15 protein-coding genes are annotated in these 22,885 nt (G+C 64.1%); 3 read left to right on the top strand and 12 right to left on the bottom strand.

Annotated features, from left to right (window positions below; all coding sequences use genetic code 11):
* Nucleotides 1–96: 96 nt before the first annotated feature.
* From QSV36_RS17800 to pilM, 9 genes are all read right to left on the bottom strand, one after another.
* Complete coding sequence (locus QSV36_RS17800; protein ID WP_013974599.1) at nucleotides 97–1,515, bottom strand: glutamate synthase small subunit GltD family protein; 1,419 nt, start codon at nucleotides 1,513–1,515, stop codon at nucleotides 97–99.
* Nucleotides 1,516–1,621: 106 nt separating this feature from the next.
* Nucleotides 1,622–6,067 (bottom strand): glutamate synthase large subunit, encoded by a 4,446-nt coding sequence (gene gltB / locus QSV36_RS17795; protein ID WP_225779587.1) that lies wholly within the window; start codon nucleotides 6,065–6,067, stop codon nucleotides 1,622–1,624.
* 372 nt (nucleotides 6,068–6,439) lie between these two features.
* Entirely contained in the window at nucleotides 6,440–8,068 is a 1,629-nt protein-coding gene (locus QSV36_RS17790) for an AAA family ATPase (RefSeq protein WP_289133569.1), read from the bottom strand.
* A 15-nt stretch (nucleotides 8,069–8,083) separates the two neighbouring features.
* Nucleotides 8,084–9,181, bottom strand: coding sequence for a 3-dehydroquinate synthase (gene aroB / locus QSV36_RS17785; RefSeq protein WP_289133568.1), 1,098 nt, complete (start codon nucleotides 9,179–9,181; stop codon nucleotides 8,084–8,086).
* A 98-nt stretch (nucleotides 9,182–9,279) separates the two neighbouring features.
* Nucleotides 9,280–9,798: a shikimate kinase AroK gene (gene aroK / locus QSV36_RS17780; RefSeq protein ID WP_225779590.1), complete on the bottom strand. Its 519-nt coding sequence runs from the start codon at nucleotides 9,796–9,798 to the stop codon at nucleotides 9,280–9,282.
* 4 nt (nucleotides 9,799–9,802) lie between these two features.
* Nucleotides 9,803–11,071, bottom strand: a complete 1,269-nt coding sequence (locus QSV36_RS17775) for a type IV pilus secretin PilQ (RefSeq protein ID WP_289133567.1) — start codon at nucleotides 11,069–11,071, stop codon at nucleotides 9,803–9,805.
* On the bottom strand, nucleotides 10,995–12,011 hold the full coding sequence (locus QSV36_RS17770; protein WP_289133566.1) for a pilus assembly protein PilP: 1,017 nt from the start codon (nucleotides 12,009–12,011) through the stop codon (nucleotides 10,995–10,997). Before QSV36_RS17770 ends, QSV36_RS17775 begins: the two co-directional genes overlap by 77 nt.
* Nucleotides 12,008–12,544: a PilN domain-containing protein gene (locus tag QSV36_RS17765; protein ID WP_289133565.1), complete on the bottom strand. Its 537-nt coding sequence runs from the start codon at nucleotides 12,542–12,544 to the stop codon at nucleotides 12,008–12,010. The genes QSV36_RS17770 and QSV36_RS17765 overlap by 4 nt, the downstream gene beginning before the upstream one ends.
* Nucleotides 12,541–13,422, bottom strand: a complete 882-nt coding sequence (gene pilM, locus QSV36_RS17760; RefSeq protein ID WP_289133564.1) for a type IV pilus biogenesis protein PilM — start codon at nucleotides 13,420–13,422, stop codon at nucleotides 12,541–12,543. Before pilM ends, QSV36_RS17765 begins: the two co-directional genes overlap by 4 nt.
* 191 nt (nucleotides 13,423–13,613) lie before the next feature.
* On the opposite strand from pilM, the gene QSV36_RS17755 reads away from it, so the two are divergent.
* On the top strand, nucleotides 13,614–16,064 hold the full coding sequence (locus QSV36_RS17755) for a penicillin-binding protein 1A (protein ID WP_502945720.1): 2,451 nt from the start codon (nucleotides 13,614–13,616) through the stop codon (nucleotides 16,062–16,064).
* 92 nt (nucleotides 16,065–16,156) lie between these two features.
* Here the strand turns inward: QSV36_RS17755 and QSV36_RS17750 are convergent, their stop codons facing one another.
* The 3 genes from QSV36_RS17750 to rpmE form a co-directional block, all read right to left on the bottom strand.
* Nucleotides 16,157–17,425 (bottom strand): malic enzyme-like NAD(P)-binding protein, encoded by a 1,269-nt coding sequence (locus QSV36_RS17750; protein ID WP_289133562.1) that lies wholly within the window; start codon nucleotides 17,423–17,425, stop codon nucleotides 16,157–16,159.
* A 177-nt stretch (nucleotides 17,426–17,602) separates the two neighbouring features.
* Nucleotides 17,603–18,424 (bottom strand): thermonuclease family protein, encoded by an 822-nt coding sequence (locus QSV36_RS17745; RefSeq protein ID WP_289133561.1) that lies wholly within the window; start codon nucleotides 18,422–18,424, stop codon nucleotides 17,603–17,605.
* A 2-nt stretch (nucleotides 18,425–18,426) separates the two neighbouring features.
* Nucleotides 18,427–18,642, bottom strand: coding sequence for a 50S ribosomal protein L31 (gene rpmE, locus QSV36_RS17740; protein ID WP_003257833.1), 216 nt, complete (start codon nucleotides 18,640–18,642; stop codon nucleotides 18,427–18,429).
* Between the two features lie 167 nt (nucleotides 18,643–18,809).
* Between rpmE and QSV36_RS17735 the strand changes: the two genes are divergently transcribed.
* Both QSV36_RS17735 and argS read left to right on the top strand, forming a co-directional pair.
* A complete protein-coding gene (locus QSV36_RS17735; RefSeq protein ID WP_289133560.1) occupies nucleotides 18,810–21,029 on the top strand; it encodes a primosomal protein N' in 2,220 nt (739 codons plus the stop codon).
* Between the two features lie 119 nt (nucleotides 21,030–21,148).
* Nucleotides 21,149–22,885 (top strand): arginine--tRNA ligase, encoded by a 1,737-nt coding sequence (gene argS / locus QSV36_RS17730; RefSeq protein ID WP_289133559.1) that lies wholly within the window; start codon nucleotides 21,149–21,151, stop codon nucleotides 22,883–22,885.

Here is a 22,885-nt window from a genome sequence, read left to right as displayed (position 1 = left end):
GAACACGGGCGAAGCCCGTGCCATCCACAGCGGTGTCTGCTTCGCGGGTAACCCGGCCTTGCGTCGCGATGGGCCGCAATGCGGCCCAACATACGATCAGACTTCGAGGTAGTCGAGGATACCCTCGGCAGCAGTACGGCCCTCGAAGATTGCCGTTACCACCAGGTCCGAACCGCGCACCATGTCGCCACCGGCAAATACTTTCGGGTTGCTGGTCTGGTGCTTGAACTTGCCCTTCTCCGGGGCCACCACGCGGCCCTGGCTGTCCAACTGGATGCCATGCTGCTCGAACCAAGGCGCCGGGCTTGGGCGGAAGCCAAAAGCGATCACCACGGCATCGGCCGGCAGGATCTCTTCGGAACCAGGAATCGGCTCGGGGCTACGACGGCCACGGGCATCCGGCTCGCCCAGACGGGTCTCGACCACCTTCACGCCTTCGACCTTGTCTTCGCCGACAATGGCGATTGGCTGGCGGTTGTACAGGAACTTCACGCCTTCTTCCTTGGCGTTCTTCACCTCACGGCGCGAACCCGGCATGTTCGCCTCGTCACGACGGTAGGCACAGGTCACCGACTTGGCGCCCTGGCGGATTGAGGTGCGGTTGCAGTCCATCGCGGTGTCACCACCCCCGAGCACCACCACCTTCTTGCCCTGCATGTCGACGAAATCTTCCGGCGACTTCTCGAAGCCCAGGTTGCGGTTGACGTTGGCAATCAGGAAGTCCAGCGCGTCATGCACGCCCGGCAGGTCCTCACCGGGGAAGCCGCCCTTCATGTAGGTGTAGGTGCCCATGCCCATGAACACCGCGTCGTACTCGGCGAGCAGTTGTTCCATGGTCACGTCCTTGCCCACCTCGGTGTTCAGGCGGAACTCGATGCCCATGCCGGTGAACACTTCGCGGCGGTTGCTGAGCACGGTCTTTTCCAGCTTGAACTCGGGGATGCCGAAGGTCAGCAGGCCGCCGATTTCCGGGTTGCGGTCGAATACCACCGGGGTCACGCCAGCGCGTACCAGCACGTCGGCACAACCCAGGCCGGCGGGGCCGGCGCCGATGATGGCGACGCGCTTGCCGGTTGGCTTGACCTTGGACATGTCCGGGCGCCAGCCCATGGCGAAGGCGGTGTCGGTGATGTACTTCTCGACCGAGCCGATGGTTACCGCGCCGAAGCCGTCATTAAGGGTGCAGGCACCCTCGCACAGGCGGTCCTGCGGGCATACGCGGCCGCACACTTCCGGCAGGGTGTTGGTCTGGTGCGACAGCTCGGCCGCCGCCAGGATGTTGCCTTCGGAGACCAGCTTCAGCCAGTTGGGGATGAAGTTGTGGACCGGGCACTTCCATTCGCAATACGGGTTACCGCAGCCCAGGCAGCGGTGCGCCTGCTCCACGGACTGCTGCGGCTTGAACGGTTCGTAGATTTCCACGAACTCCTTCTTGCGCTGGCGCAGCAGCTTTTTCTTCGGGTCCTTGCGGCCCACTTCGATGAACTGGAAGTCGTTGTTCAGACGTTCAGCCATTTTTCAAAACCTCTTTACCGCAGTTGCCAGCCTCAGGCTGCAAGCTGCAAGACGATCACTTGAGCACGACAGGCCCCGCGCACGGGGCCGTCACTTGCAGCTGTTGTTACTGCGGGTTGGCACGGGTGCTGGACAGCAGTTGCTTCAGGTTGGCCGCCTTTGGCTTGACCAGCCAGAAGCGCCGCACGTAGTCGTCCAGGTTCTCCGAGAGCTCACGCCCCCACTCGCTGCCGGTCTCCTCGACGTACTCGGCAAGGACCCGCGCCAGGTGGCTGCGATAGGCCTCCATCGCTTCACCACTGATCCGCTGGATTTCCACCAGCTCGTGGTTGAGCTTGTCGACGAAGGTATTGTCCATGTCGAGCACGTAGGCGAAGCCGCCAGTCATGCCAGAACCGAAGTTGTAACCGGTCTTGCCCAGGACGCAGACAAAGCCGCCGGTCATGTATTCACAGCAGTGATCGCCAGTACCCTCGACAACAGCGTGGGCGCCAGAGTTACGCACAGCGAAGCGCTCGCCCGCGGTACCGGCGGCGAACAGCTTGCCGCCAGTGGCGCCGTACAGGCAGGTGTTGCCGACGATGGCGCTGTGCTGGGTTTCGAACGGGCTGCCGGCTGGCGGCACGATGGTGACCTTGCCACCGGTCATGCCCTTGCCGACATAGTCGTTGGCGTCGCCTTCCAGGTGCAGGTTCAGGCCACCGGCGTTCCACACGCCGAAGCTCTGGCCCGCAGTGCCCTTGAAGCGGAAGGTGATCGGTGCCGCGGCCATGCCCTGGTTGCCGTGCAGGCGGGCGATTTCGCCCGATACACGTGCTCCGATGGAGCGGTCGCAGTTGCAGATGTCGAGGCTGAACTCACCACCGGCCTGGTCGCGAATGGCCGGCATGGCCATTTCAACCATCTTCTCGGCCAGCTCGCCTTGGTCGAACGGCGGGTTCTTGTCGACTTCACAGAACTGCGGCTTGTCCGCCGGAATGTGCGGGCTGCCCAGCAGCGGCGACAGGTCGAGGTACTGCTGGCGCTCGGTGTCGCCTGGCAGTACATCGAGCAGGTCGGTACGCCCGATCAACTCGCCCAGGCTGCGCACGCCCAGCTTGGCCAGCCACTCACGGGTTTCTTCGGCAACGAAGGTGAAGAAGTTGATCACCATGTCGACGGTGCCGATGTAGTGGTCCTTGCGCAGCTTGTCGTTCTGGGTGGCCACGCCGGTAGCGCAGTTGTTCAGATGGCAGATGCGCAGGTACTTACAGCCCAGGGCGATCATCGGTGCAGTGCCGAAGCCGAAGCTTTCGGCGCCGAGAATGGCCGCCTTGATCACGTCCAGGCCGGTTTTCAGGCCACCGTCGGTCTGCACCCGGACCTTGCCGCGCAGGTCGTTGCCGCGCAAGGTCTGGTGGGTTTCGGCCAGGCCCAGTTCCCACGGGGCGCCAGCGTACTTGATTGAGGTCAGCGGCGAAGCACCGGTACCACCGTCGTAACCCGAGATGGTGATCAAGTCCGCATAGGCCTTGGCCACACCGGCAGCGATGGTGCCGACGCCAGCTTCGGCCACCAGCTTGACCGACACCAGGGCCTGCGGGTTGACCTGCTTGAGGTCGTAGATCAGCTGCGCCAGGTCTTCGATCGAGTAAATGTCATGGTGCGGTGGTGGCGAAATCAGGGTCACACCCGGCACCGCGTAGCGCAGCTTGGCGATCAGGCCGTTGACCTTGCCGCCTGGCAGCTGGCCGCCCTCGCCGGGCTTGGCGCCCTGGGCAACCTTGATCTGCAGCACTTCGGCATTGACCAGGTATTCCGGGGTCACGCCAAAGCGACCGGTGGCTACCTGCTTGATCTTCGAGCTCTTGATAGTGCCGTAGCGCGACGGGTCTTCACCGCCCTCGCCAGAGTTGGAGCGCGCACCCAGGCGGTTCATGGCCTCGGCCAACGCCTCATGCGCCTCTGGCGACAATGCGCCCAGCGAAATACCAGCGGAGTCGAAGCGCTTGAGAATGGCCTCCAGCGGCTCGATCTGCTCCAGCGGCAGCGGCTGGTCAGCCACCTTCACCTTCAGCAGGTCGCGGATCATCGATACCGGGCGCTGGTCGACCAGCGTGGTGTATTCCTTGAACTTGGCGTAGTCGCCCTGCTGCACCGCAGCCTGCAGGGTATTGACCACGTCCGGGTTGTAGGCGTGGTATTCGCCACCGTGGACGAACTTCAGCAGGCCGCCTTGCTGGATCGGCTTGCGCGCGCTCCAGGCTTCGGCAGCCAGCAGCTTCTGGTCGCTTTCCAGGTCTTCGAAGCGCGCACCCTTGATGCGGCTGGACACGCCCTTGAAGCTCAGGCCAACCACTTCCTCGGACAGGCCGATGGCTTCGAACAGCTGCGCACCGCGGTACGAGGCGATGGTCGAGATGCCCATCTTCGACAGGATCTTCAACAGGCCCTTGGAGATGCCCTTGCGGTAGTACTTGAACACTTCGTCCAGGTCACCCAGCACTTCGCCGGTGCGGATCAGGTCGGCCAGCACTTCGTAGGCCAGGTACGGGTACACGGCCGAGGCACCGAAGCCCAGCAGCACGGCGAAGTGGTGCGGGTCGCGGGCCGTGGCAGTCTCCACCAGGATGTTGCTGTCGCAGCGCAGGCCCTGTTCAGTCAGGCGGTGATGCACCGCGCCAACGGCCAGCGAGGCATGCACCGGCAACTTGCCCGGGGCGATGTAGCGGTCGCTCAGCACCAGCTGGGTCTTGCCGCTGCGCACCGCTTCTTCAGCCTGGTCGGCGATGTTGCGGATGGCTGCTTCCAGGCCGACGCTCTCTTCATAGTTGAGGTCGATCAGCTGGCGGTCGAAGCCTTCGCGCTCCAGGTTCATCAGCGACCGCCACTTGGCAGGCGAGATGACCGGCGAGCTGAGGATTACCCGCGAAGCGTGCTCCGGGGACTCCTGGAAGATGTTGCGCTCGGCGCCGAGGCAGATTTCCAACGACATGACGATCGCTTCGCGCAGCGGGTCGATCGGCGGGTTGGTCACCTGGGCGAACTGCTGGCGGAAGAAGTCGTACGGCGAGCGTACGCGCTGCGACAGCACCGCCATCGGCGTGTCGTCCCCCATCGAACCGACCGCTTCCTGGCCCTGCTCGCCCAGCGGGCGCAGCACTTGGTCACGCTCTTCGAAGGTAACCTGGAACATCTTCATGTATTGCTTGAGCTGGTCAGCGTCGTAGCTGGCCACGCCCTGGTCATCGGTCAGCGTCGCCTGGATGCGCGTGGCGTGCTGACGCAGCCAGCGCTTGTACGGGTGGCGCGACTTCAGGCGGTTGTCGATCGCATCGGTGTCGAGGATCTGACCGGTTTCGGTGTCGACGGCGAAGATCTGCCCCGGGCCGACCCGGCCCTTGGCGATGACGTCCTCGGGCTTGTAGTCCCATACGCCGATTTCCGACGCCAGGGTGATGTAGCCGTTCTTGGTGGTTACCCAGCGCGCCGGGCGCAGGCCGTTGCGATCGAGCAGGCACACCGCGTGGCGGCCTTCGGTCATGACAATACCGGCCGGGCCATCCCACGGCTCCATGTGCATGGAGTTGTATTCGTAGAAGGCGCGCAGGTCGGCGTCCATGGTCTCGACGTTCTGCCAGGCTGGCGGTACCAGCATGCGCACACCACGGAACAGGTCGATACCACCGGTGACCATCAGCTCGAGCATGTTGTCCATGCTCGAGGAGTCGGAACCGACGCGGTTGACCAGCGGGCCAAGCTCTTCGAGGTCGGGGATCAGGTCGTTGGCGAACTTGGTGCGACGGGCCATGGCCCAGTTGCGGTTACCGGTGATGGTGTTGATTTCGCCGTTGTGGGCGAGGAAGCGGAATGGCTGCGCCAGCGGCCATTTCGGCAGGGTGTTGGTGGAGAAGCGCTGGTGGAACACGCAGATCGCGGTTTGCAGGCGCTCGTCACCCAGGTCCGGATAGAACGCCGCCAGATCGCGCGGCATCATCAGGCCTTTGTAGATGATGGTCTTGTGCGAGAAGCTGCAGATGTAGTGGTCGGCGTCGTGGGCGTTGGCCACGGACGAACGGCGACGGGCACTGAACAGCTTGATGGCAAATTCCTGGTCACTCAGGCCTTCGCCGCCGATGAACACCTGCTCGATCTGCGGCAGGCGCTCCAGGGCCAGGCGACCCAGCACGCTGGTGTCGATCGGCACCTTGCGCCAGCCGACCAGCTTGAGGCCGGCGGCGAGGATTTCGCGGTCCATGTTGGCACGCGCAGCTTCGGCTTTGACCGGGTCCTGGTTGAAGAACACCATGCCGACGGCATATTGCCTGGGCAGCTCGACGGCGAAATGCTCCTGGGCCACGGCACGCAGGAACTGGTCGGGCTTCTGCATCAGCAGGCCGCAACCGTCACCGGTCTTGCCGTCGGCGTTGATGCCGCCGCGGTGAGTCATGCAGGTCAATGCCTGCATGGCGGTTTGCAGAAGGTGGTGGCTCGGCTCGCCCGTCATGTGGGCGATCAGGCCAAAACCACAGTTGTCCTTGAATTCTTCGGGATGGTACAGACCTGTTTTCATAGACACATTCTCACCAGGTTCACCTCTCAACGGAGGTAAATCTCTTTTTTAACAACCACTTACCATCCACGCCGATCAAACGCCAGCTTTTTGCGGTGGCCATGGAAAACCATTGTTGCACAGCGACAGCGATGCTCACAAATTTTCATGTCTCACCATTGAAAATTTATGTCGCAATTTTGAATGTTTTTACGCCATGCGCCGTGATAGCGGCTTGGCTCGAGTCTGAAGCGTTTCAGCCATGACTGCAAGTAAGGCTTGTGGCCGGCAGTCTGGGACAGAAAAGCCTGCCGCGCTCGGGCGCAGCAGGCTAGTCGAAGTTCTGTAATCGCTCAGCAACTGGGCAGCGGGGTGTGGCCGCCCGGAAGGTAGTCAGCGAGCCGTGGCAAGCTCTTGTTGAACGCTGCCGACGGTACGTGGCCAAGGTTTACCAGCCTGGACCTTCGCTGGCAAGTTCTTGATTGCCGCAACCGCCGCATCACGGTTGGCAAAGTTGCCGTAAGTGACGACGTACAGCGGCTTGCCCTGGAGGTTTTTCTTGAAGTAGCGATAGTCGCCACCCTGGGCCTTGACGAAGGCCTGGGCCGACGCTTCGGAGCTGGTACCCAGGATTTGCACCACGTAATTACCCGGCTTCTGCCCGGCGTACCAGCCACTGTTGCCACTGCCACCAACAGCTGGCTTCTCGGCAGGCTTGGCGGCTGGCTTGGCCACGGCGACCTGGGTCGGCGCCGGGGTTGGCTTGGCTGGTGCAACCGGCTTGACAGGCTGGGTTGCGACAGGCTTGGACGCAGGCGCAACCGGCTGTGGCTGTACCGGCTGGGCTGGCGCAACGGCGACAGGCTGGGCAGGTACTGGCGCCGGCCCCGCCTGCACACCCTGCGGCGGGGCGATGGTGGTCACGGTAGGCGGCGGGTTGCCAGGCTGCAGCGCGGTATCACCGGCCGGGCTGCCCTCTTCGCCCTCGCCCATGCCGGCAGCCTGGGCCAGCGGCTCGCGCATCACCGGCTGCGACTGGCCAACCAGTGGTAGCGGCATCGGCTGGGACGAACCCGAGAACTCGATGGCCGGGTTGCCACCATTGCCCTGGCCTTCACCCAGCGGCAGCTGTGCCTGGGCGACGGGCGCCTCGGCGGGCGCCTTGTCGCCTTTCCTGGGCATCAATACCGCGGCCGCTACGGCGACCACGACCACAGCGGACAACGCGAGCACGTGTTTTTTAGGCATCTTGAACCCCATGGATGGTCGCTTGGCCGTCGAGCGGCTGGCGATCATGGCTTCGATCAAAGTGTCACGGGCGACCTGGTTGATGTTGCCAGGCCAACCGTCAGAGTTTTCATGGATATCGACGATCTGTTCGCGGGTGAACACCTCGATGCCCCGGCCAGCACCTTCCAGGCGCTGCTCCAGGTACTCGCGGGTTTCTTCTTCACTGTAGGGGGCGAGCTCGATGATGTGGAAGCGTTCTTCCTCGATATTCAGCTCATCCAGCCCGGCAATCAGCGAAGGTTCACCGAACAGGAACACATGCGGGCGCCCCTCCGGTACGCCTGCGGCCAATTCCAGCAACGCTTGGAGTGCCGACTCGTCAAGTTGTTCCGCATCGTCCACGAGCAAATACACTTCCTGGCCGGTCAGTGCCAATTGCACCACCTTGGCCAGGATTGCCTGCATTTCCGGCTGTGCCACATCCAGGCTCTGGGCGACCTGGCCAAGGACACTGGCCGCGTCGCTGGCACCGCGGGCAGACACCACGACGCTCTGCACCGTCTGCTTGTTGGTGCTGGCTACCAGGGCCTGGCGCAGCAGGGTCTTGCCGCTGCCCAGCGGGCCGCTGACCACCAGCATCAATTGGCTGTAACGCGCCAGGTGGTGCAACTGGCCGAGCACGGGCTTGCGCTGGGCCGGGAAGAACTTGAAACCGGGCACGCGGGGTGCGAACGGATCGTGGCTCAACTGGTAATGGTCGAGAAAGGCCTCATCGGCATGCAAACTGGTCATTGCGCTGTCACAACCTCAAAGCTGGGCCACGATCGCGCGGTAATCCGCCGACAACGTGGCCTGTAGTATCTCTTTCGGATAGTCGTCGGTCACTACGGCCTCGCCCATCTGGCGCAGCAGCACCAGACGCAGACGGCCGTCGAGCACCTTCTTGTCGACCGCCATGTGCTCCATGAAATGCGCCGGGGTCATTTCCTGTGGTGGCACCACCGGCAAACCTGCGTCCTGCAACAGGCGGATTCCGCGATCGCGCTCGGCCTGGTTGATCCAGCCAAGGCGCATGGACATTTCCAGGGCCATCACCGTGCCCGCTGCGACGGCTTCGCCGTGCAGCCACACGCCGTAGCCCATGTGGGTCTCGATGGCATGCCCGAAGGTATGCCCCAGGTTCAACGTGGCCCGCACGCCTGACTCGCGTTCGTCAGCCCCTACCACTGCGGCCTTGGCCGCGCAGGAACGGCGGATGGCTTCGGTCAGCGCCGTCGGGTCGAGGGCACGCAGCGCCTGCATATTATCTTCGAGCCAGGCGAGGAAGGGCTTGTCGCAGATCAGGCCATACTTGATCACTTCCGCCAGCCCTGCGGACAGTTCGCGTGCCGGCAGGGTCTTGAGGGTGGTGGTATCGATCAGCACCGCATTGGGCTGATAGAAGGCACCGACCATGTTCTTGCCCAGCGGGTGATTGATGCCGGTCTTGCCGCCAACCGAGGAATCGACCTGGGACAACAGGGTGGTCGGCACCTGGATGAAGTCGACGCCTCTCTGGTAGCAGGCCGCGGCGAACCCGGCCATGTCACCGATCACGCCGCCACCCAGGGCGACTACGGTGGTACGGCGGTCGTGTCGCGCCGTCAGCAGGCCATCGAAGACAAGTTGCAGGGTTTCCCAGTTCTTGTGGGCTTCGCCATCGGGCAACACCACCGGCAGTACCGAATAGGCACCCAGGGTCTTGCTCAGGCGTTGGAGATACAGCGGCGCGACGGTTTCGTTGGAAACGATGGCAACCTGCCGCCCGGCAATATGCGGCGCCAGCAACTCGGGCTGGTCCAGCAGGCCTTCGCCAATGTAGATCGGGTAGCTACGCTCGCCCAGGTCGACCTTAAGTGTCTGCATGTATCCCCACAATGTACTTGAGCGCGGCGCCTTCGCGGCGGCGCCACACGGTAACGTTCAACCTCGCCTCGGCGCTGGTGGCCGAGAATAGTCCCGGGTTACCGGGGCGGCAACTGCTGCAAGCGCTCGAGAATGTCGATCACCACCATGCGTGGTGGCCGCTCGTCGGTTTCCACCACCAGGTCGGCGATTTCGCGGTAAAGCGGGTCGCGGGTCTCCAGCAGGGCACGCAAGGTTGCCTCGGGATTGGCCGTGCGCAGCAGGGGGCGATTGCGGTCGCGCGCGGTACGGCCAACCTGTTGTTCCACCGAGGCATGCAGGTAGATCACCCGCCCACCCCGGCGCAGTGCCTGACGATTGGCCTCGCGCATCACCGCACCGCCGCCGGTTGCCAGGACCACGCCGTCGAGTGCGCACAGCTCGGCGATCATTGCCTGTTCACGGTCACGAAAACCCGGCTCGCCTTCCTTGTCGAAAATCCACGGGATGTTGGCGCCGCAGCGCAGTTCGATTTCCTTATCGGAATCCTTGAACAGCAGGCGCAGCTCTTTGGCCAATAGGCGTCCGATGGTGCTTTTACCAGCACCCATGGGTCCCACAAGTATCAAATTTCGCACAGAATCAACGACTCACAGCAATCGCCTGGTCACTCATGATACGCGGAGTCAGGAAGACCAGCAGCTCGGATTTTTTCTCTTGTAATGCATCGCGTCGAAACAGCCGCCCAACATACGGCAGATCGCCGAAAAATGGCACCTTGTCGACCACATTGTTTTGCGAAGTCGAGTACACGCCGCCGATCACGATGGTTTCGCCATCCATGACGCGAACCTTGGCATTGACCTCGTTCTTGCGAATCGGCGGCACATTGTTCAGTGCGTTGACGTAATCCGGCTCGTCCTTGGTCACCCTGACGGTCATGATCACCTTGTTGTCCGGGGTGATCTGCGGGGTCACCTCCAGCGACAGCGAGGCTTCGCGGAACGCGACCGAAGTGGCGCCGCTCTTGCTGGTTTCCTGGTAGGGCACCTCGGTGCCCTTGAGGATCCTGGCGGTTTCCTTGTCGGCCGTGACCACCTTGGGCTGCGAGATGATCTCACCGTTGCCGCTCTTTTCCATGGCGCTAAGCTCGAGGTCGAGCAGCACGCCCCCACGCAGCAGGCCGAGGCCGATGCTGCTGCCGGCACGCTCCAGGCCGAGGTCGACGAACAGGTCTTTGCCCGGTTGCGGGCCCTCCAGGTAAAGCGGCCCGCCCCAGCGCACGCCGAGGCTCTTCTCGTAATCAACGTTGGCCTCGACGATACGCGCCTCGATCACCACCTGGCGTACCGGCACGTCCAACTGCGCCACCAGTTGCCGCAATTCGGCAAGGCGCTCGGCCGGCTGGTGCACCACCAGCGTGTTGGTGCGCTCATCGACACTCAGGCTGCCGCGCCCGGCGAGAATGCCGTCATCAGCTAGGCTCGCCATCAGCAACTCCGCCAGATCGGCAGCCTTGGCATGGTGGATGGGCAGCAGCTCCCGGCGCAACGGCTGCAATTGCGCCTCCAATGCCTGCTCCACGCGGGTATCGAGCGATTGCGTGGCAAGCTCGGACGCAGGTGCCACCAGCAATACATTGCCTTCCTGGCGCCGGGCCAGCCCTCTGCTGCGCAGCACCAGATCAAGCGCCTGGTCCCACGGCACGTCCTGCAAGCGCAAGGTGACATTGCCCTGTACGGCATCGCTGGCCACCAGGTTGACGCCGGCGTAATCTGCCAGCACCTGCAACACCGCGCGGACCTCCACATCCTGGAAGTTCAGCGACAGCGGCTCACCCTGGTACGGCGTGGCCGATGCCAGCCGGGTCGACAGCAGGGCTACCAGCCCCAACTTCATCACTCGTTTCATTCTGATCCGGGGCCTCCTTGCCCAGGCGCTTTGCGAGGGTGAGGAAGGCCGTGCGCTCGCGCCAACCTCCCGCCATGAACAGCCTTTCGCGCACCTCGACCTGACGCGGGTCGATTTGCGTCACTACGCCTTGGTCACGTCCCACCCGGTCGCCCAGGCGCACACGGTAGAGCCTGCCAGCTACCCTCAGCAGCGCTTCATGCATGGCTCCGCGCGACAGGCTGCCGACCATTTCCAACTGCGCCAACGGCACGCTGGCCAGCCCGTCGCTCGGCAGCCGCGACGCCCCTGGGGCGAACGGGTCGATCGCTGGTACAGGCGTAGCAGCCCTGGCCGGCATCCGCGCCAGCACGGCGGGTGCCGGCGTGGGTGCCAGCGCCTGATAGGTATCAACCCGCAGCTGAAGGCGCAGCAGGCCAGGCAGCCCATCGGCTGCAGCCAGCCGCAGGTAATCGCCGCGCAACACTCGCGCCTGGCCCAGCCAATCACCCAGCCATTGGCGCAAGGCCGTGTAGCGCCCCACCAACTGCAGCTCCAGAGGTACCCGGCGAAAGCCGGCCTGTTGTTCGCCTTCCTGTACGACGACCTGCTCGATGAGCAGACCATGGGCCTGCCCCATTGCCGCCAGGCGGTCGAGCAGATCACTCATGCCCTCGCCGGCCGCCAGCTGCCACTGAGCCTCCCCCAAACGTTGCTCGGCAAGCGCCACGGACGCCTGCAGTTGCTCCAGCTCGCCCACCCGCGCAGCATTGGCGGCCTGTTGCCCGGTCAGCTCGGCGTGCCGGGCTGCCTCGTGTGCCTGCTGCTGCAACGGCGCCGGCAGGCGGATCATGCAGCCCAGGCCGAATAGCGCCACGGCCAGCAGTATTGGCGCCAGTTGCCTGAAACGATTGGTACTACCGACCGCGGTCAGCCAGGCCAGCAGCTTTGCCGCATTCATGACCAGAACGCCGAAACACGCGCACTGAGTAGAAACTCATCGCCACCCGGCAGGCTTTTGATGCGCTTGAGTTCCAGGTCGAGCAGTGCACTCGAGCGGTCCAGGTCGCGCATGAACTGCGCGACCACGGCACCGGACGTGGCCAGCCCGGTCACCTGCAGGCGACCGTTTTCAAGGCTGAGATCGAGCAACTGAATGCCTTGGGGCAACGCAGCCTCAAGGTCTGCGAACACGTCAGCGAGTACATCCTGATCGGCGCGCAAGCTTTCCAGTGACGTCGCGCGGGCGAGCAGGGTTTCATGCCGCTCTCGCACATCGGCCAGCGGCTGCAGTTGTTCATTCAACAGGCCAATGGCTGCCTCGCGCCGGCTGTTGGCAAGGGCCAGGTGCTCGCCGCGTTGGCGGGCCAGCTGGTCGACCAGTGTCACCGCACCCAGGGCCAACAGTGCGCCAGCGACCAGCTGTCGGCGCAAACGGCGGAGTACGGCCTGGCGCTGCCGTTCGCGCCAGGGCAGCAGGTTCAGCCGCATCATGGCTGCAGCCCGCCAAGTGCCAGGCCGCAAGCCAGGATCATCGAGCCATCGACGTGCTCAAGCCCAGCCAGGCCGGGCAGATGCCGACAAGGCATGTGCAGCCGGGCACTCAGGCCTTGCAGCCAGCCCGGGTCGATCGGGGTGCAACTGGCAAGCCACAGGCACGCGGGCCGGGGCCCATCGGCAAGCAGCGCGTGCAGGTACTCGGGCAACCGCTCCTTCATACCTGCTCCAGCCACTTGCAGGTCCCGGCGCTGGTACAGCCGCCCCGGCTGCCAGTCATAAAGCGTCGCGCCGTGCGCTTCGATACGCAGCAGCGCTGTTGTCTCGGCGTCGCTATCTGGCAACAGGCGGCACAGGGCAATGCTGTCGACCTCCACGGCCTCCAACTGCAACCCCGCCTCGGCGACGATGGCTTCGAGGGGCGTCATCGCGCTCTGCCGACATGCAGCCACCATCACCTCGACGCAACCTGGCTGAACGCCGGAGCCCCCGATGACCTGGAAATCCAGGGCCAGGTCTTCCAACGGAAAAGGGAACAACCGCTCTGCGTCCGCCAGCAACTGGGCCTCCATTTCCGCCTCATCCTGACCCGCTGGAAGCTGGCACAGCTTGCAAATCACCAAGTTGGCCGGCAGCGCCAGCGCGACCCGGCGCTGCCCCAGGCCGCTGCGGCGCCAGGCGCGCCGCAAGGCGGCCACCACCGTCGCGGGCTCTGCCAGCCAGTCTTTGCCAAGCGACAGTTCGAACGGCTCCTGCGCAGAGGCATGCACCCGGTAGCGCCGGCCGCGCCGCTGCAGTTGCACGACCCGAACAGAATCAGGGGCAATTTCCACCCCCACGAGTGAACCCGCATCCTTGCCGAAGCGTCCTAGCATCGTGGCTTCCTTGTCGTAGTCGCAGCAACCTGTAGCAACCCCGCCAATACCGGGCCGCGCCGGCGCTTCGAGGCGACGGGCAGCCTGACCGGTAACCCGGAGGGGCTAAAAAATGCTTATAATGCCCAGCGTTTTTTGGTCCGCCGGACCCGCGTGCAATCCACTCCCAACCTGGACACCGAAAAGCCTTGATACGCCTGCTGAAGTTCTTCTGGTGGTCTTCCGTCGCAGTCATCTGCGCGCTCGTACTCGGTGTGAGCGGTGCGTTTCTGTATCTTAGCCCCAGCCTGCCCTCGGTCGATTCGCTCAGAAGCATCCAGTTGCAGATCCCCCTGAGGGTGTACAGCAGCGACGGCAAGCTGATTGCCGAGTTCGGCGAAATGCGCCGCTCGCCGATCCGCTTTGCGGAGATCCCCCCACAATTCATCCAGGCGCTTCTGTCGGCCGAGGACGACAATTTCCTCAATCACTACGGTGTCGACCCCAGCAGCCTGATGCGCGCCGCGACCCAGCTGGTGAAAACCGGGCACATCCAGACCGGCGGCAGCACCATCACCATGCAGGTGGCGAAAAACTTCTTCCTCACCAGCGAACGCAGTTTCTCGCGCAAGACCAACGAAATCCTGCTGGCCTTGCAGATCGAACGCGAGCTGACCAAGGACGAGATCCTCGAGCTCTACGTGAACAAGATCTACCTGGGCAACCGCGCCTACGGTATCGATGCCGCGGCGCAGGTGTACTACGGCAAGTCGATTCGCGATGTGAGCCTGGCGCAGATGGCGATGATCGCCGGGCTGCCCAAGGCCCCGTCGCGCTTCAACCCGCTGGCCAACCCGGTGCGCGCCAAGGAGCGCCGCGACTGGATCCTCGGTCGCATGTACAAGCTGGGCAAGATCGACGAAGCCAGCTACCAGGCAGCCCTGGCCGAGCCGTTGAATGCCAGCTATCACGTGCCCACCCCGGAAGTGAACGCACCCTATATCGCGGAAATGGCCCGCGCCGAAATGGTCGGCCGTTATGGCAGCGAGGCCTACACCGAAGGCTTCCGCGTCACCACCACGGTGCCCAGTGACATGCAGGAAATGGCCAACAAGGCCATCCTCAACGGCCTCTGCGAGTATGACGAGCGCCACGGCTACCGCGGGCCGGAAGCACGTTTCCCGGGCCGCACCCAGGCGGCCTGGCTGCAGGAACTGGGCAAGCAGCGCACGCTGGGGGGGCTGGAGCCGGCCATCGTTACCCAGGTCGAGAAGACTGGCCTCAAGGTGCTGACCCGTAGCGGCCAGGAAGAACTGGTGGCCTGGGACACCATGAAGTGGGCCCGGCCGTTCATCAACAGCAATGCCCAGGGCCGCTCACCGCAATCACCGGCAGATGTAGCCCAGGTCGGCGACCTGGTACGTGTCCAGCGCCTGGAGGATGGCAAGCTAAAATTCAGTCAGGTACCTGGCGCCCAGAGTGCGCTGGTCACCCTCGACCCTTACAGCGGTGCCATCCGCGCGCTGGTTGGCGGCTTCTCGTTCGAGCAGAGCAACTACAACCGCGCCATGCAGGCCAAGCGCCAGCCGGGCTCCAGCTTCAAGCCGTTCATCTACAGTGCCGCCCTGGATAGCGGTTATACCGCCTCCAGCCTGGTCAACGATGCGCCGATCGTGTTCGTCGACGAGTACCTGGACAAGGTCTGGCGACCGAAGAATGACACCAACACCTTCCTTGGCCCTATCCGCATGCGCGAGGCCCTGTACAAGTCGCGTAACCTGGTGTCGATCCGTCTGCTGCAGGCCATGGGCGTGGACCGCACCATCGACTACATTGCCAAGTTCGGCTTCAACAAACAGGACCTGCCGCGCAACCTGTCGCTGGCCCTGGGCACCGCTACGCTGACCCCCATGGAAATCGCCACGGGTTGGAGCACATTTGCCAACGGCGGCTACAAGGTGACACCGTACCTGATCGAGCGCATCGAGAGCCGCAGCGGCGAAACCCTGTTCACCGCCAATCCGGCGCGGGTACCGCAAGGCGCCGAGGACCACGCTGGCCTGGCGGCGCCCGAACAGCCGATCAGTACCGCAGCCATGCCGGGTGAAACGCCTGCCTTCAGCCAGGTGACACCTGCAGCACCGCAGGCGCCAGCCGTGGCCGAACAGATCATCGACGGGCGTACCACCTACATCCTTACCAGCATGCTGCAGGATGTGATCAAGCGCGGCACCGGCCGCCGGGCGCTGGCCCTGGGCCGTACCGACCTGGCCGGCAAGACCGGTACCACCAACGAGTCCAAGGACGCCTGGTTCTCCGGCTATAACGCCGACTACGTGACCACCGTGTGGGTCGGCTTCGACCAGCCGGAAACCCTTGGTCGTCGCGAATACGGCGGCACGGCGGCTCTCCCGATCTGGATGAGCTTCATGGGGGCGGCACTCAAGGACAAGCCTGAACATCCACCTGCGGAGCCGGAGGGCATCCTCAGCCTGCGCGTCGATCCGGTCAGCGGCCGGGCCGCCTCGCCAAGCACGCCGAATGCCTACTTCGAGCTGTTCAAGGCCGAGGACTCGCCGCCTTCGGTGGACGAGCTGGGCACCGGAGCGGCGCCTGGCAGCCCGCTGCCAGCGGATGAAGCGGCACCGATGGATCTGTTCTGAAGCCCCCGGTGGGGCTACACCCATCGGGACAGCGACAAACAAAAAGCCCCGGCTCATGCGAGCCGGGGCTTTTTTGTGTCGCCCAGCTGCAATCAGCCGTTGAACACGTCATCCACGCTCTTCAGCGGGTAGTGCTTCGGATACGGCAGGGTCGCTACGCCGGATTCGATGGCAGCCTTGGCCACGGCGTCGGAAACGACGGTGATCAGGCGGGCGTCCAGCGGTTTCGGAATGATGTACTCACGGCCGAACTCCAGGCCTTCGACGCCGTAGGCTTCGCAGACTTCCTTCGGTACTGGCAGCTTGGCCAGGTCCTTCAGGGCGATGGCGGCAGCGATCTTCATTTCTTCGTTGATGCGCTTGGCGCGCACGTCCAGGGCACCGCGGAAGATGAACGGGAAGCCCAGTACGTTGTTGACCTGGTTCGGGTAGTCGGAACGGCCGGTAGCCATGATCACGTCGCTGCGGGTGGCGTGTGCCAGCTCCGGCGAGATTTCCGGGTCCGGGTTCGAGCAGGCGAACACGATCGGGTTGGCAGCCATCGACTTCAGGCCTTCCGCGCTCAGCAGGTTCGGGCCCGACAGGCCTACGAACACGTCGGCACCGTTGAGGGCGTCAGCCAGGGTACGCTTGTCGGTCGCGTGGGCGAACTGCGCCTTGTACTGGTTCAGGTCGTCGCGGCCAGCGTGGATCACGCCGCTGCGGTCGATCATGTAGATGTTCTCGACCTTGGCGCCCATGCTCACCAGCAGCTTCATGCAGGAGATGGCGGCAGCGCCAGCACCCAGGCAGACGATCTTGGCGTCTTCCAGCTTCTTGCCGGCGATTTCCAGGGCGTTGATCATGCCGGCCGCAGTCACGATGGCGGTACCGTGCTGGTCATCGTGGAACACCGGGATGTCGCACTGCTCGATCAGGGTGCGCTCGATTTCGAAGCACTCAGGCGCCTTGATGTCTTCGAGGTTGATGCCACCGAAGGTGATCGAGATACGGCGAACGGTGTCGATGAACGCCTGCGGGCTTTCCGATTCGACTTCGATGTCGAACACGTCGATACCGGCGAAACGCTTGAACAGTACGCCTTTACCTTCCATGACCGGCTTGGAGGCCAGCGGGCCGAGGTCGCCCAGACCGAGGATGGCAGTGCCATCGGAAATCACCGCAACCAGGTTGCCCTTGCCGGTGTATTTGTAGGCCAGCTCCGGATCACGGCCGATTTCACGCACCGGCTCTGCAACGCCTGGGCTGTAGGCCAGGGCGAGGTCGCGAGCGGTGGCGGTGGGCTTGGAGAGTTCGACGCTCAGTTTCCCCGGACGAGGTTGGGCGTGATATTCGAGAGCGGCGGTTTTCAGGTCTGACATGGTGGGCATTCCGCTGTTTACTGTTCTGACGGACCGCCGAGGATACGCAAAGAGCCGGGTAGCCACAAGACTGGCCGGTCACTTGTGTCAAGGCCTTTAGCCTACGACTTTACGCTATAACCCACGGGGCATACGCCTGACAGTGTGTACAATCCAATAGCGAAATGTCTACAACTTTTAGCCTGAAATACGCTCCAACATGCTTGGATCGGTCAATGGCAACACCCAGCGCCGCTGCCCTGGCTTGAGCCCGCCCTTGCGGGAACGATCCAGCACCCAACCGCGCGCCTCGACCTGGCGTCCCTTGAGGTTATCGAAGAAGCTGGCGGGGAAGTTACGTTGCAGACGAGCGGGAACCTGCAGCACCACGGCATCGTCCAGGTTCAGCCAAACTCCGCCACGGTTGCGCTGCACAGCTTGGATACGGCCAGCGACAACGGCGAAACCGGACTGCCGCAGCTCTTCGGCACGCAGCACAGGCGAGCGTCGCCACAGCCCGGCGCCAGCCTTGCGCGCCGCCTGCTCGGCAAGCTGGTGGCAAGCGCTGAGACGCACATTAGGGGCAACCGCCACCCGATAGCCCAAACCCTCAACGAGCAATTGTGCTTCCAGATTGTCGCCACTGCTGGCGTAGATATGCGCCAAGGTTCGGCCGTACTTGTCTTTGCTGTCGATGCCAGGCACCAGACCGACACGCCCGTCACTGGCCTTGACCAATGCCTGCAGGCGCCGCTTGGCGGCCTCCGCGTAGGGTTCGCTGCTACGCCCGTTACGGCCGATTTCAGGGGCATTGATGCCTATCAGCCGCACACTGCGGCCGTCGACCAGACGCAAGGTATCGCCATCGACCACCTGGCGCACCGCCACCTGTTGCGGCCTGTCCGGCAGCGGGCAGAACGCCTGGGCCGGCAGGTGCCAGAAGAGGCCCATAAAAAAAGCGCCCACAAGGGGCGCCCTTTTTTGCAGCAATGCGAAACCCGAGGGGTTCGCCATGCGCATGATTACTTCTTGGTACCGAACATACCGAAGCGATCGGCGAACTTCTGTACGCGACCACCGGTGTCCAGGACTTTCTGCTTACCGGTGTAGAACGGGTGGCACAGGTTGCAAACGTCGATCGCCAGGGTGCTGCCCAGGGTCGAACGAGTTTCGAACTTGTTGCCGCAGCTGCAGGTGACTGCAACTACTTCGTAGTTCGGATGAATATCTGCTTTCATGGTCACTTCCTCGAGCTGCGTGCCGCCACCCAACACCAATTGTTGAATACCGCACGTAATTAGGCGGCGAATAATACCAGAGCGTCGCGCCAGTGCAAGTTGTCGCTTGCACCGACTGTCGTCTGCTAGGCTCGCCAGTTCTTGAAACGCCCTCCGAGACTTTCCGCGTGTCCGACGTCATCCTGCGCCTTGCCCTGCCCTCCCCGCTGCGTCGCCTGTTCGACTACAAGGCACCGGCGAGCATGGCGCGCCAGGCCCTGGCCCCGGGCATGCGTATCCGCGTGCCTTTCGGCCGTCGCGAAATGATCGGCGTGCTGGTAGAGGTCTGCAAACAGAGCGAAGTGCCGGCAGACAAGCTGAAACCGGCCAGCGCCCTGCTCGACCCGGTGTCACCGATCCCGCCGTCGCTGTTCAGGCTGTGCCTTTGGACCGCCCAGTACTACCAGCACAGCCTGGGCGACACCCTGAGCTGGGCCCTGCCAACGCTGCTGCGCCAGGGCGAACCGGCCGAGATGCGCCAGGAGCGCTTCTGGCATGTCGCCCCCGGTGCCCGCCTGGAAGACCCGCGCATCGCCCGTGCCCCACGCCAGCGCGACGCCCTCAAGACCTTGGCCCAGCACCCGCACGGCGTGGCCCACAGCCTGCTGGCCAAACTCAACCTGAACAAGGACAGCCTCGACCTGCTGCTGGCCAAGGAGCTGGTACAGATCGAGGTGCGCCGCCACCTGCCGGCGTTGCGCCACGAACACTGGCTGGCTCAACCTGAGCTACCGCTCAACGAAGAGCAACGCGAGGCCTTTGATGCCGTGCGCGAAGGCTTCGGCGGCTTCGCGGCGTTCCTGCTGGCTGGCGTGACCGGCAGTGGCAAGACCGAGGTCTACCTGCAATTGATCCGGGAGACCCTGGAAGCCGGTAAACAGGCACTGGTGCTGATTCCGGAGATCAACCTCGGCCCGCAGACCCTGGCGCGCTTCGAGCAGCGTTTCAACGCCCGCATCGCCCTGCTGCATTCGGCGGTGAACGACCGCGAGCGCCTGGACGCCTGGCTGGCGGCACGGGATGGTGAAGCGGACATCATCATCGGTACTCGCTCGGCGTTGTTCACGCCGATGAAGAACCCCGGCCTGATCATCATCGACGAAGAACATGACGGCTCCTATAAACAGCAGGAAGGCCTGCGCTACCACGCCCGCGACCTGGCGCTGGTGCGCGCCCACCAGGAAAACATCCCCATCCTGCTCGGCTCGGCCACGCCGTCGCTGGAAACCCTGCACAACGCCCTCAACGGGCGCTACCGCCTGTTGCGCATGAACCAGCGCGCCGGCGGCGCACGCCCACCGCGCATGCTGCGCCTGGACGTGAAGAGCCTGCCGCTGGACAGTGGCATCAGCGGCCCATTGCAGCAGGCCATCCGGCAGACACTGGAAGCGGGCCAGCAGGTGCTGGTGTTCCTCAACCGCCGCGGCTTCGCCCCGACCTTGCTGTGCCACGACTGCGGCTGGCTGTCGGAATGCCCGCGCTGCGACGCGCGCATGACCGTGCACCAACGCTCCGGCGTGCTGCGCTGCCACCATTGCGGTTATGACGAACGTCTGCCGCAGCAGTGCCCACAATGCAACCACGTCGACCTGCGCCCGGTCGGCGCCGGCACCGAACGGGCCGAAGAGCGCCTCAAGGTGCTGTTCCCGGATTACCCGACCCTGCGCGTGGACCGCGACAGCACGGCGCGCAAGGACGCCATGCACCACCTCTTCAGCACCATCCAGCGCGGCCAGCCGAGCATCCTTGTCGGCACGCAGATGCTCGCCAAGGGCCACCACTTCCCACGGGTGACCCTGGTGGCCATCCTGGATGCCGATGGCGGGCTGTTCTCCGGCGATTTCCGCGCCAGCGAGCGCATGGCACAGCTGATCGTGCAGGTTGCCGGGCGTGCCGGGCGTGCCGAAGAGCCTGGCAAGGTCATCATCCAGACCCACCTGGCCGACCATCCTCTGCTGGTGCAACTGACCGAACAAGGCTACTTCGCCTTTGCCGAGCAGGCCCTGCAAGAGCGCCGGGCGGCAGGGCTGCCGCCCTACTCGCACTTGGCGCTGCTGCGCGCCGAAGCGCACCGGCCCGGGCAGGCCGAAGGTTTCCTCGACGAGGCCTGCGCCGCGGCCGAGCGCCTGGTAGCCGAGCATGGCCTGGCAGGCATCGAGCTGCTGGGGCCGGTGCCGGCCCCGATGGAGCGGCGAGCCGGGCGGTTCCGCGCGCAACTGTTGATACAGGCCAATAGCCGCGCGCCTTTGCATCGACTGATCAGCGCCTGGTTGCTAGTGTTGGAGCAGATGCCGAGCGGGCGCCAGGTGCGCTGGTCTGTGGATGTCGACCCGGTAGACCTGTACTGAAACCGGGTCCGCTTTGCGGCCCAAAGGTTGGCAACCCGCTCCCGGCCACGGATAATGCCCAGTTTTTCCACCTGCGCATCGAAGCGCTCCACCGCGCTTGCGGTCGAAAAGAGATCCCCATGAAAGACACCATTCGCCAGCTGATCCAGCAAGCCCTCACCCAACTCGTCACCGACGGTGTGCTGCCTGAAGGGCTGTCGCCGGCGATCCAGGTGGAAAACGCCCGGGACAAGACCCATGGCGACTTCGCCAGCAACATCGCCATGATGCTGGCCAAGCCGGCCGGCATGAAACCACGCGACCTGGCGGAAAAACTGATCGATGCCCTGCCCGCCAGCGCCGACATCAGCAAGGTCGAGATCGCCGGCCCTGGCTTCCTCAACTTCTTCCAGAATACCGCCGCGCTGGCCAACCGCCTGGATGCCGCACTGGCCGACGCCCACTTGGGGGCACGCAAGGCCGGCCCTGCGCAAAAGGTGGTGATCGACATGTCGGCACCCAACCTGGCCAAGGAAATGCACGTCGGCCACCTGCGTTCGACCATCATCGGCGACAGCGTGGCGCGCGTGCTGGAATTCCTCGGCGACGAGGTGATCCGCCAGAACCACGTCGGCGACTGGGGCACCCAGTTCGGCATGCTGCTGGCCTACCTGGAAGAAAACCCGATCACCAGCGACGAGCTGTCGGACCTGGAAAACTTCTACCGTGCCGCCAAGAAGCGCTTCGACGAGTCCGAAGCGTTCGCCACCCGGGCGCGCGGCCTGGTGGTCAAGCTGCAGGCTGGCGACCCGGACTGCATGGCGTTGTGGACACGCTTCAAGGACATCTCGCTGTCGCACTGCCAGAAGACCTACGAGCTGCTCAACGTCAAGCTGACCATGGCCGACGTGATGGGCGAGAGCGCCTACAACGCCGACCTGGCCAACGTGGTAGCCGACCTCAAGGCCAAGGGCCTGCTGGTCGAAGACCAGGGCGCCCAGTGCGTATTCCTCGAGGAATTCAAGAACAGCGAAGGCGAGCCACTGCCGGTGATCGTGCAGAAGGCCGACGGCGGCTACCTGTACGCCACCACCGACCTGGCCGCCGTGCGCTACCGCAGCAATGTGCTCAAGGCCGACCGCGCCCTGTACTTCGTCGACCAGCGCCAGGCCCTGCACTTCAACCAGGTGTTCGAGGTCGCCCGCCGTGCAGGCTTCGTCGGCCACCCGATGCAGATGGAACACATGGGCTTCGGCACCATGAACGGCGCCGACGGCCGCCCGTTCAAGACCCGTGACGGCGGCACCGTGAAGCTGATCGACCTGCTCACCGAGGCCAAGGAGCGCGCCTATGCGCTGGTCAAGGAAAAGAACCCGAGCCTGGCCGACGAGGAGCTGCGCCGCATCGGTGAAGTGGTGGGCATCGGCGCAGTGAAGTACGCCGACCTGTCCAAGCACCGCACCAGCGATTACAGCTTCAACTTCGAGCTGATGCTCAACTTCGAAGGCAACACCGCGCCTTACCTGCTGTACGCCTACACCCGCGTGGCCGGCGTGTTCCGCAAGCTGGGCAAGGGCTTCGACCAGGTCGAAGGCAACATCGTGCTGCAGGCGCCGCACGAACAGGACCTGGCCGCGCGCCTGGCGCAGTTTGGCGAAATCCTCAATAACGTGGCCGACAAGGGCACGCCGCATGTGCTGTGCAGCTACCTGTACGACCTGGCCGGGCTGTTCTCCAGCTTCTACGAGAACTGCCCGATCCTCGCCGCCGAAACGGCAGAGCAGCAGCAGAGCCGCCTGCGCCTGGCAGCCCTGACTGGCCGCACCCTCAAGCAAGGTCTGGAACTGCTCGGCCTGGAAACCCTGGAGCGCATGTAA

It is taken from the genome of Pseudomonas sp. BCRC 81390 (genome assembly GCF_030341915.1).
In the GTDB taxonomy this organism is placed as follows: domain Bacteria; phylum Pseudomonadota; class Gammaproteobacteria; order Pseudomonadales; family Pseudomonadaceae; genus Aquipseudomonas.
Note: the sequence above shows the minus strand (reverse complement) of the source record. Positions and strands in the feature narration are given on the sequence as shown.

Coding starts and splice junctions, on each gene's coding strand:
- QSV36_RS17800 (WP_013974599.1), bottom strand. CDS start 1,515: ATGGCTGAACGTCTGAACAACGACTTCCAGTTCATCGAAGTGGGCCGC.
- QSV36_RS17775 (WP_289133567.1), bottom strand. CDS start 11,071: ATGAAACGAGTGATGAAGTTGGGGCTGGTAGCCCTGCTGTCGACCCGG.
- QSV36_RS17750 (WP_289133562.1), bottom strand. CDS start 17,425: ATGTCAGACCTGAAAACCGCCGCTCTCGAATATCACGCCCAACCTCGT.
- aroB (WP_289133568.1), bottom strand. CDS start 9,181: ATGCAGACACTTAAGGTCGACCTGGGCGAGCGTAGCTACCCGATCTAC.
- rpmE (WP_003257833.1), bottom strand. CDS start 18,642: ATGAAAGCAGATATTCATCCGAACTACGAAGTAGTTGCAGTCACCTGC.
- argS (WP_289133559.1), top strand. CDS start 21,149: ATGAAAGACACCATTCGCCAGCTGATCCAGCAAGCCCTCACCCAACTC.
- pilM (WP_289133564.1), bottom strand. CDS start 13,422: ATGCTAGGACGCTTCGGCAAGGATGCGGGTTCACTCGTGGGGGTGGAA.
- QSV36_RS17790 (WP_289133569.1), bottom strand. CDS start 8,068: ATGACCAGTTTGCATGCCGATGAGGCCTTTCTCGACCATTACCAGTTG.
- gltB (WP_225779587.1), bottom strand. CDS start 6,067: ATGAAAACAGGTCTGTACCATCCCGAAGAATTCAAGGACAACTGTGGT.
- QSV36_RS17765 (WP_289133565.1), bottom strand. CDS start 12,544: ATGATGCGGCTGAACCTGCTGCCCTGGCGCGAACGGCAGCGCCAGGCC.
- QSV36_RS17745 (WP_289133561.1), bottom strand. CDS start 18,424: ATGCGCATGGCGAACCCCTCGGGTTTCGCATTGCTGCAAAAAAGGGCG.
- QSV36_RS17770 (WP_289133566.1), bottom strand. CDS start 12,011: ATGAATGCGGCAAAGCTGCTGGCCTGGCTGACCGCGGTCGGTAGTACC.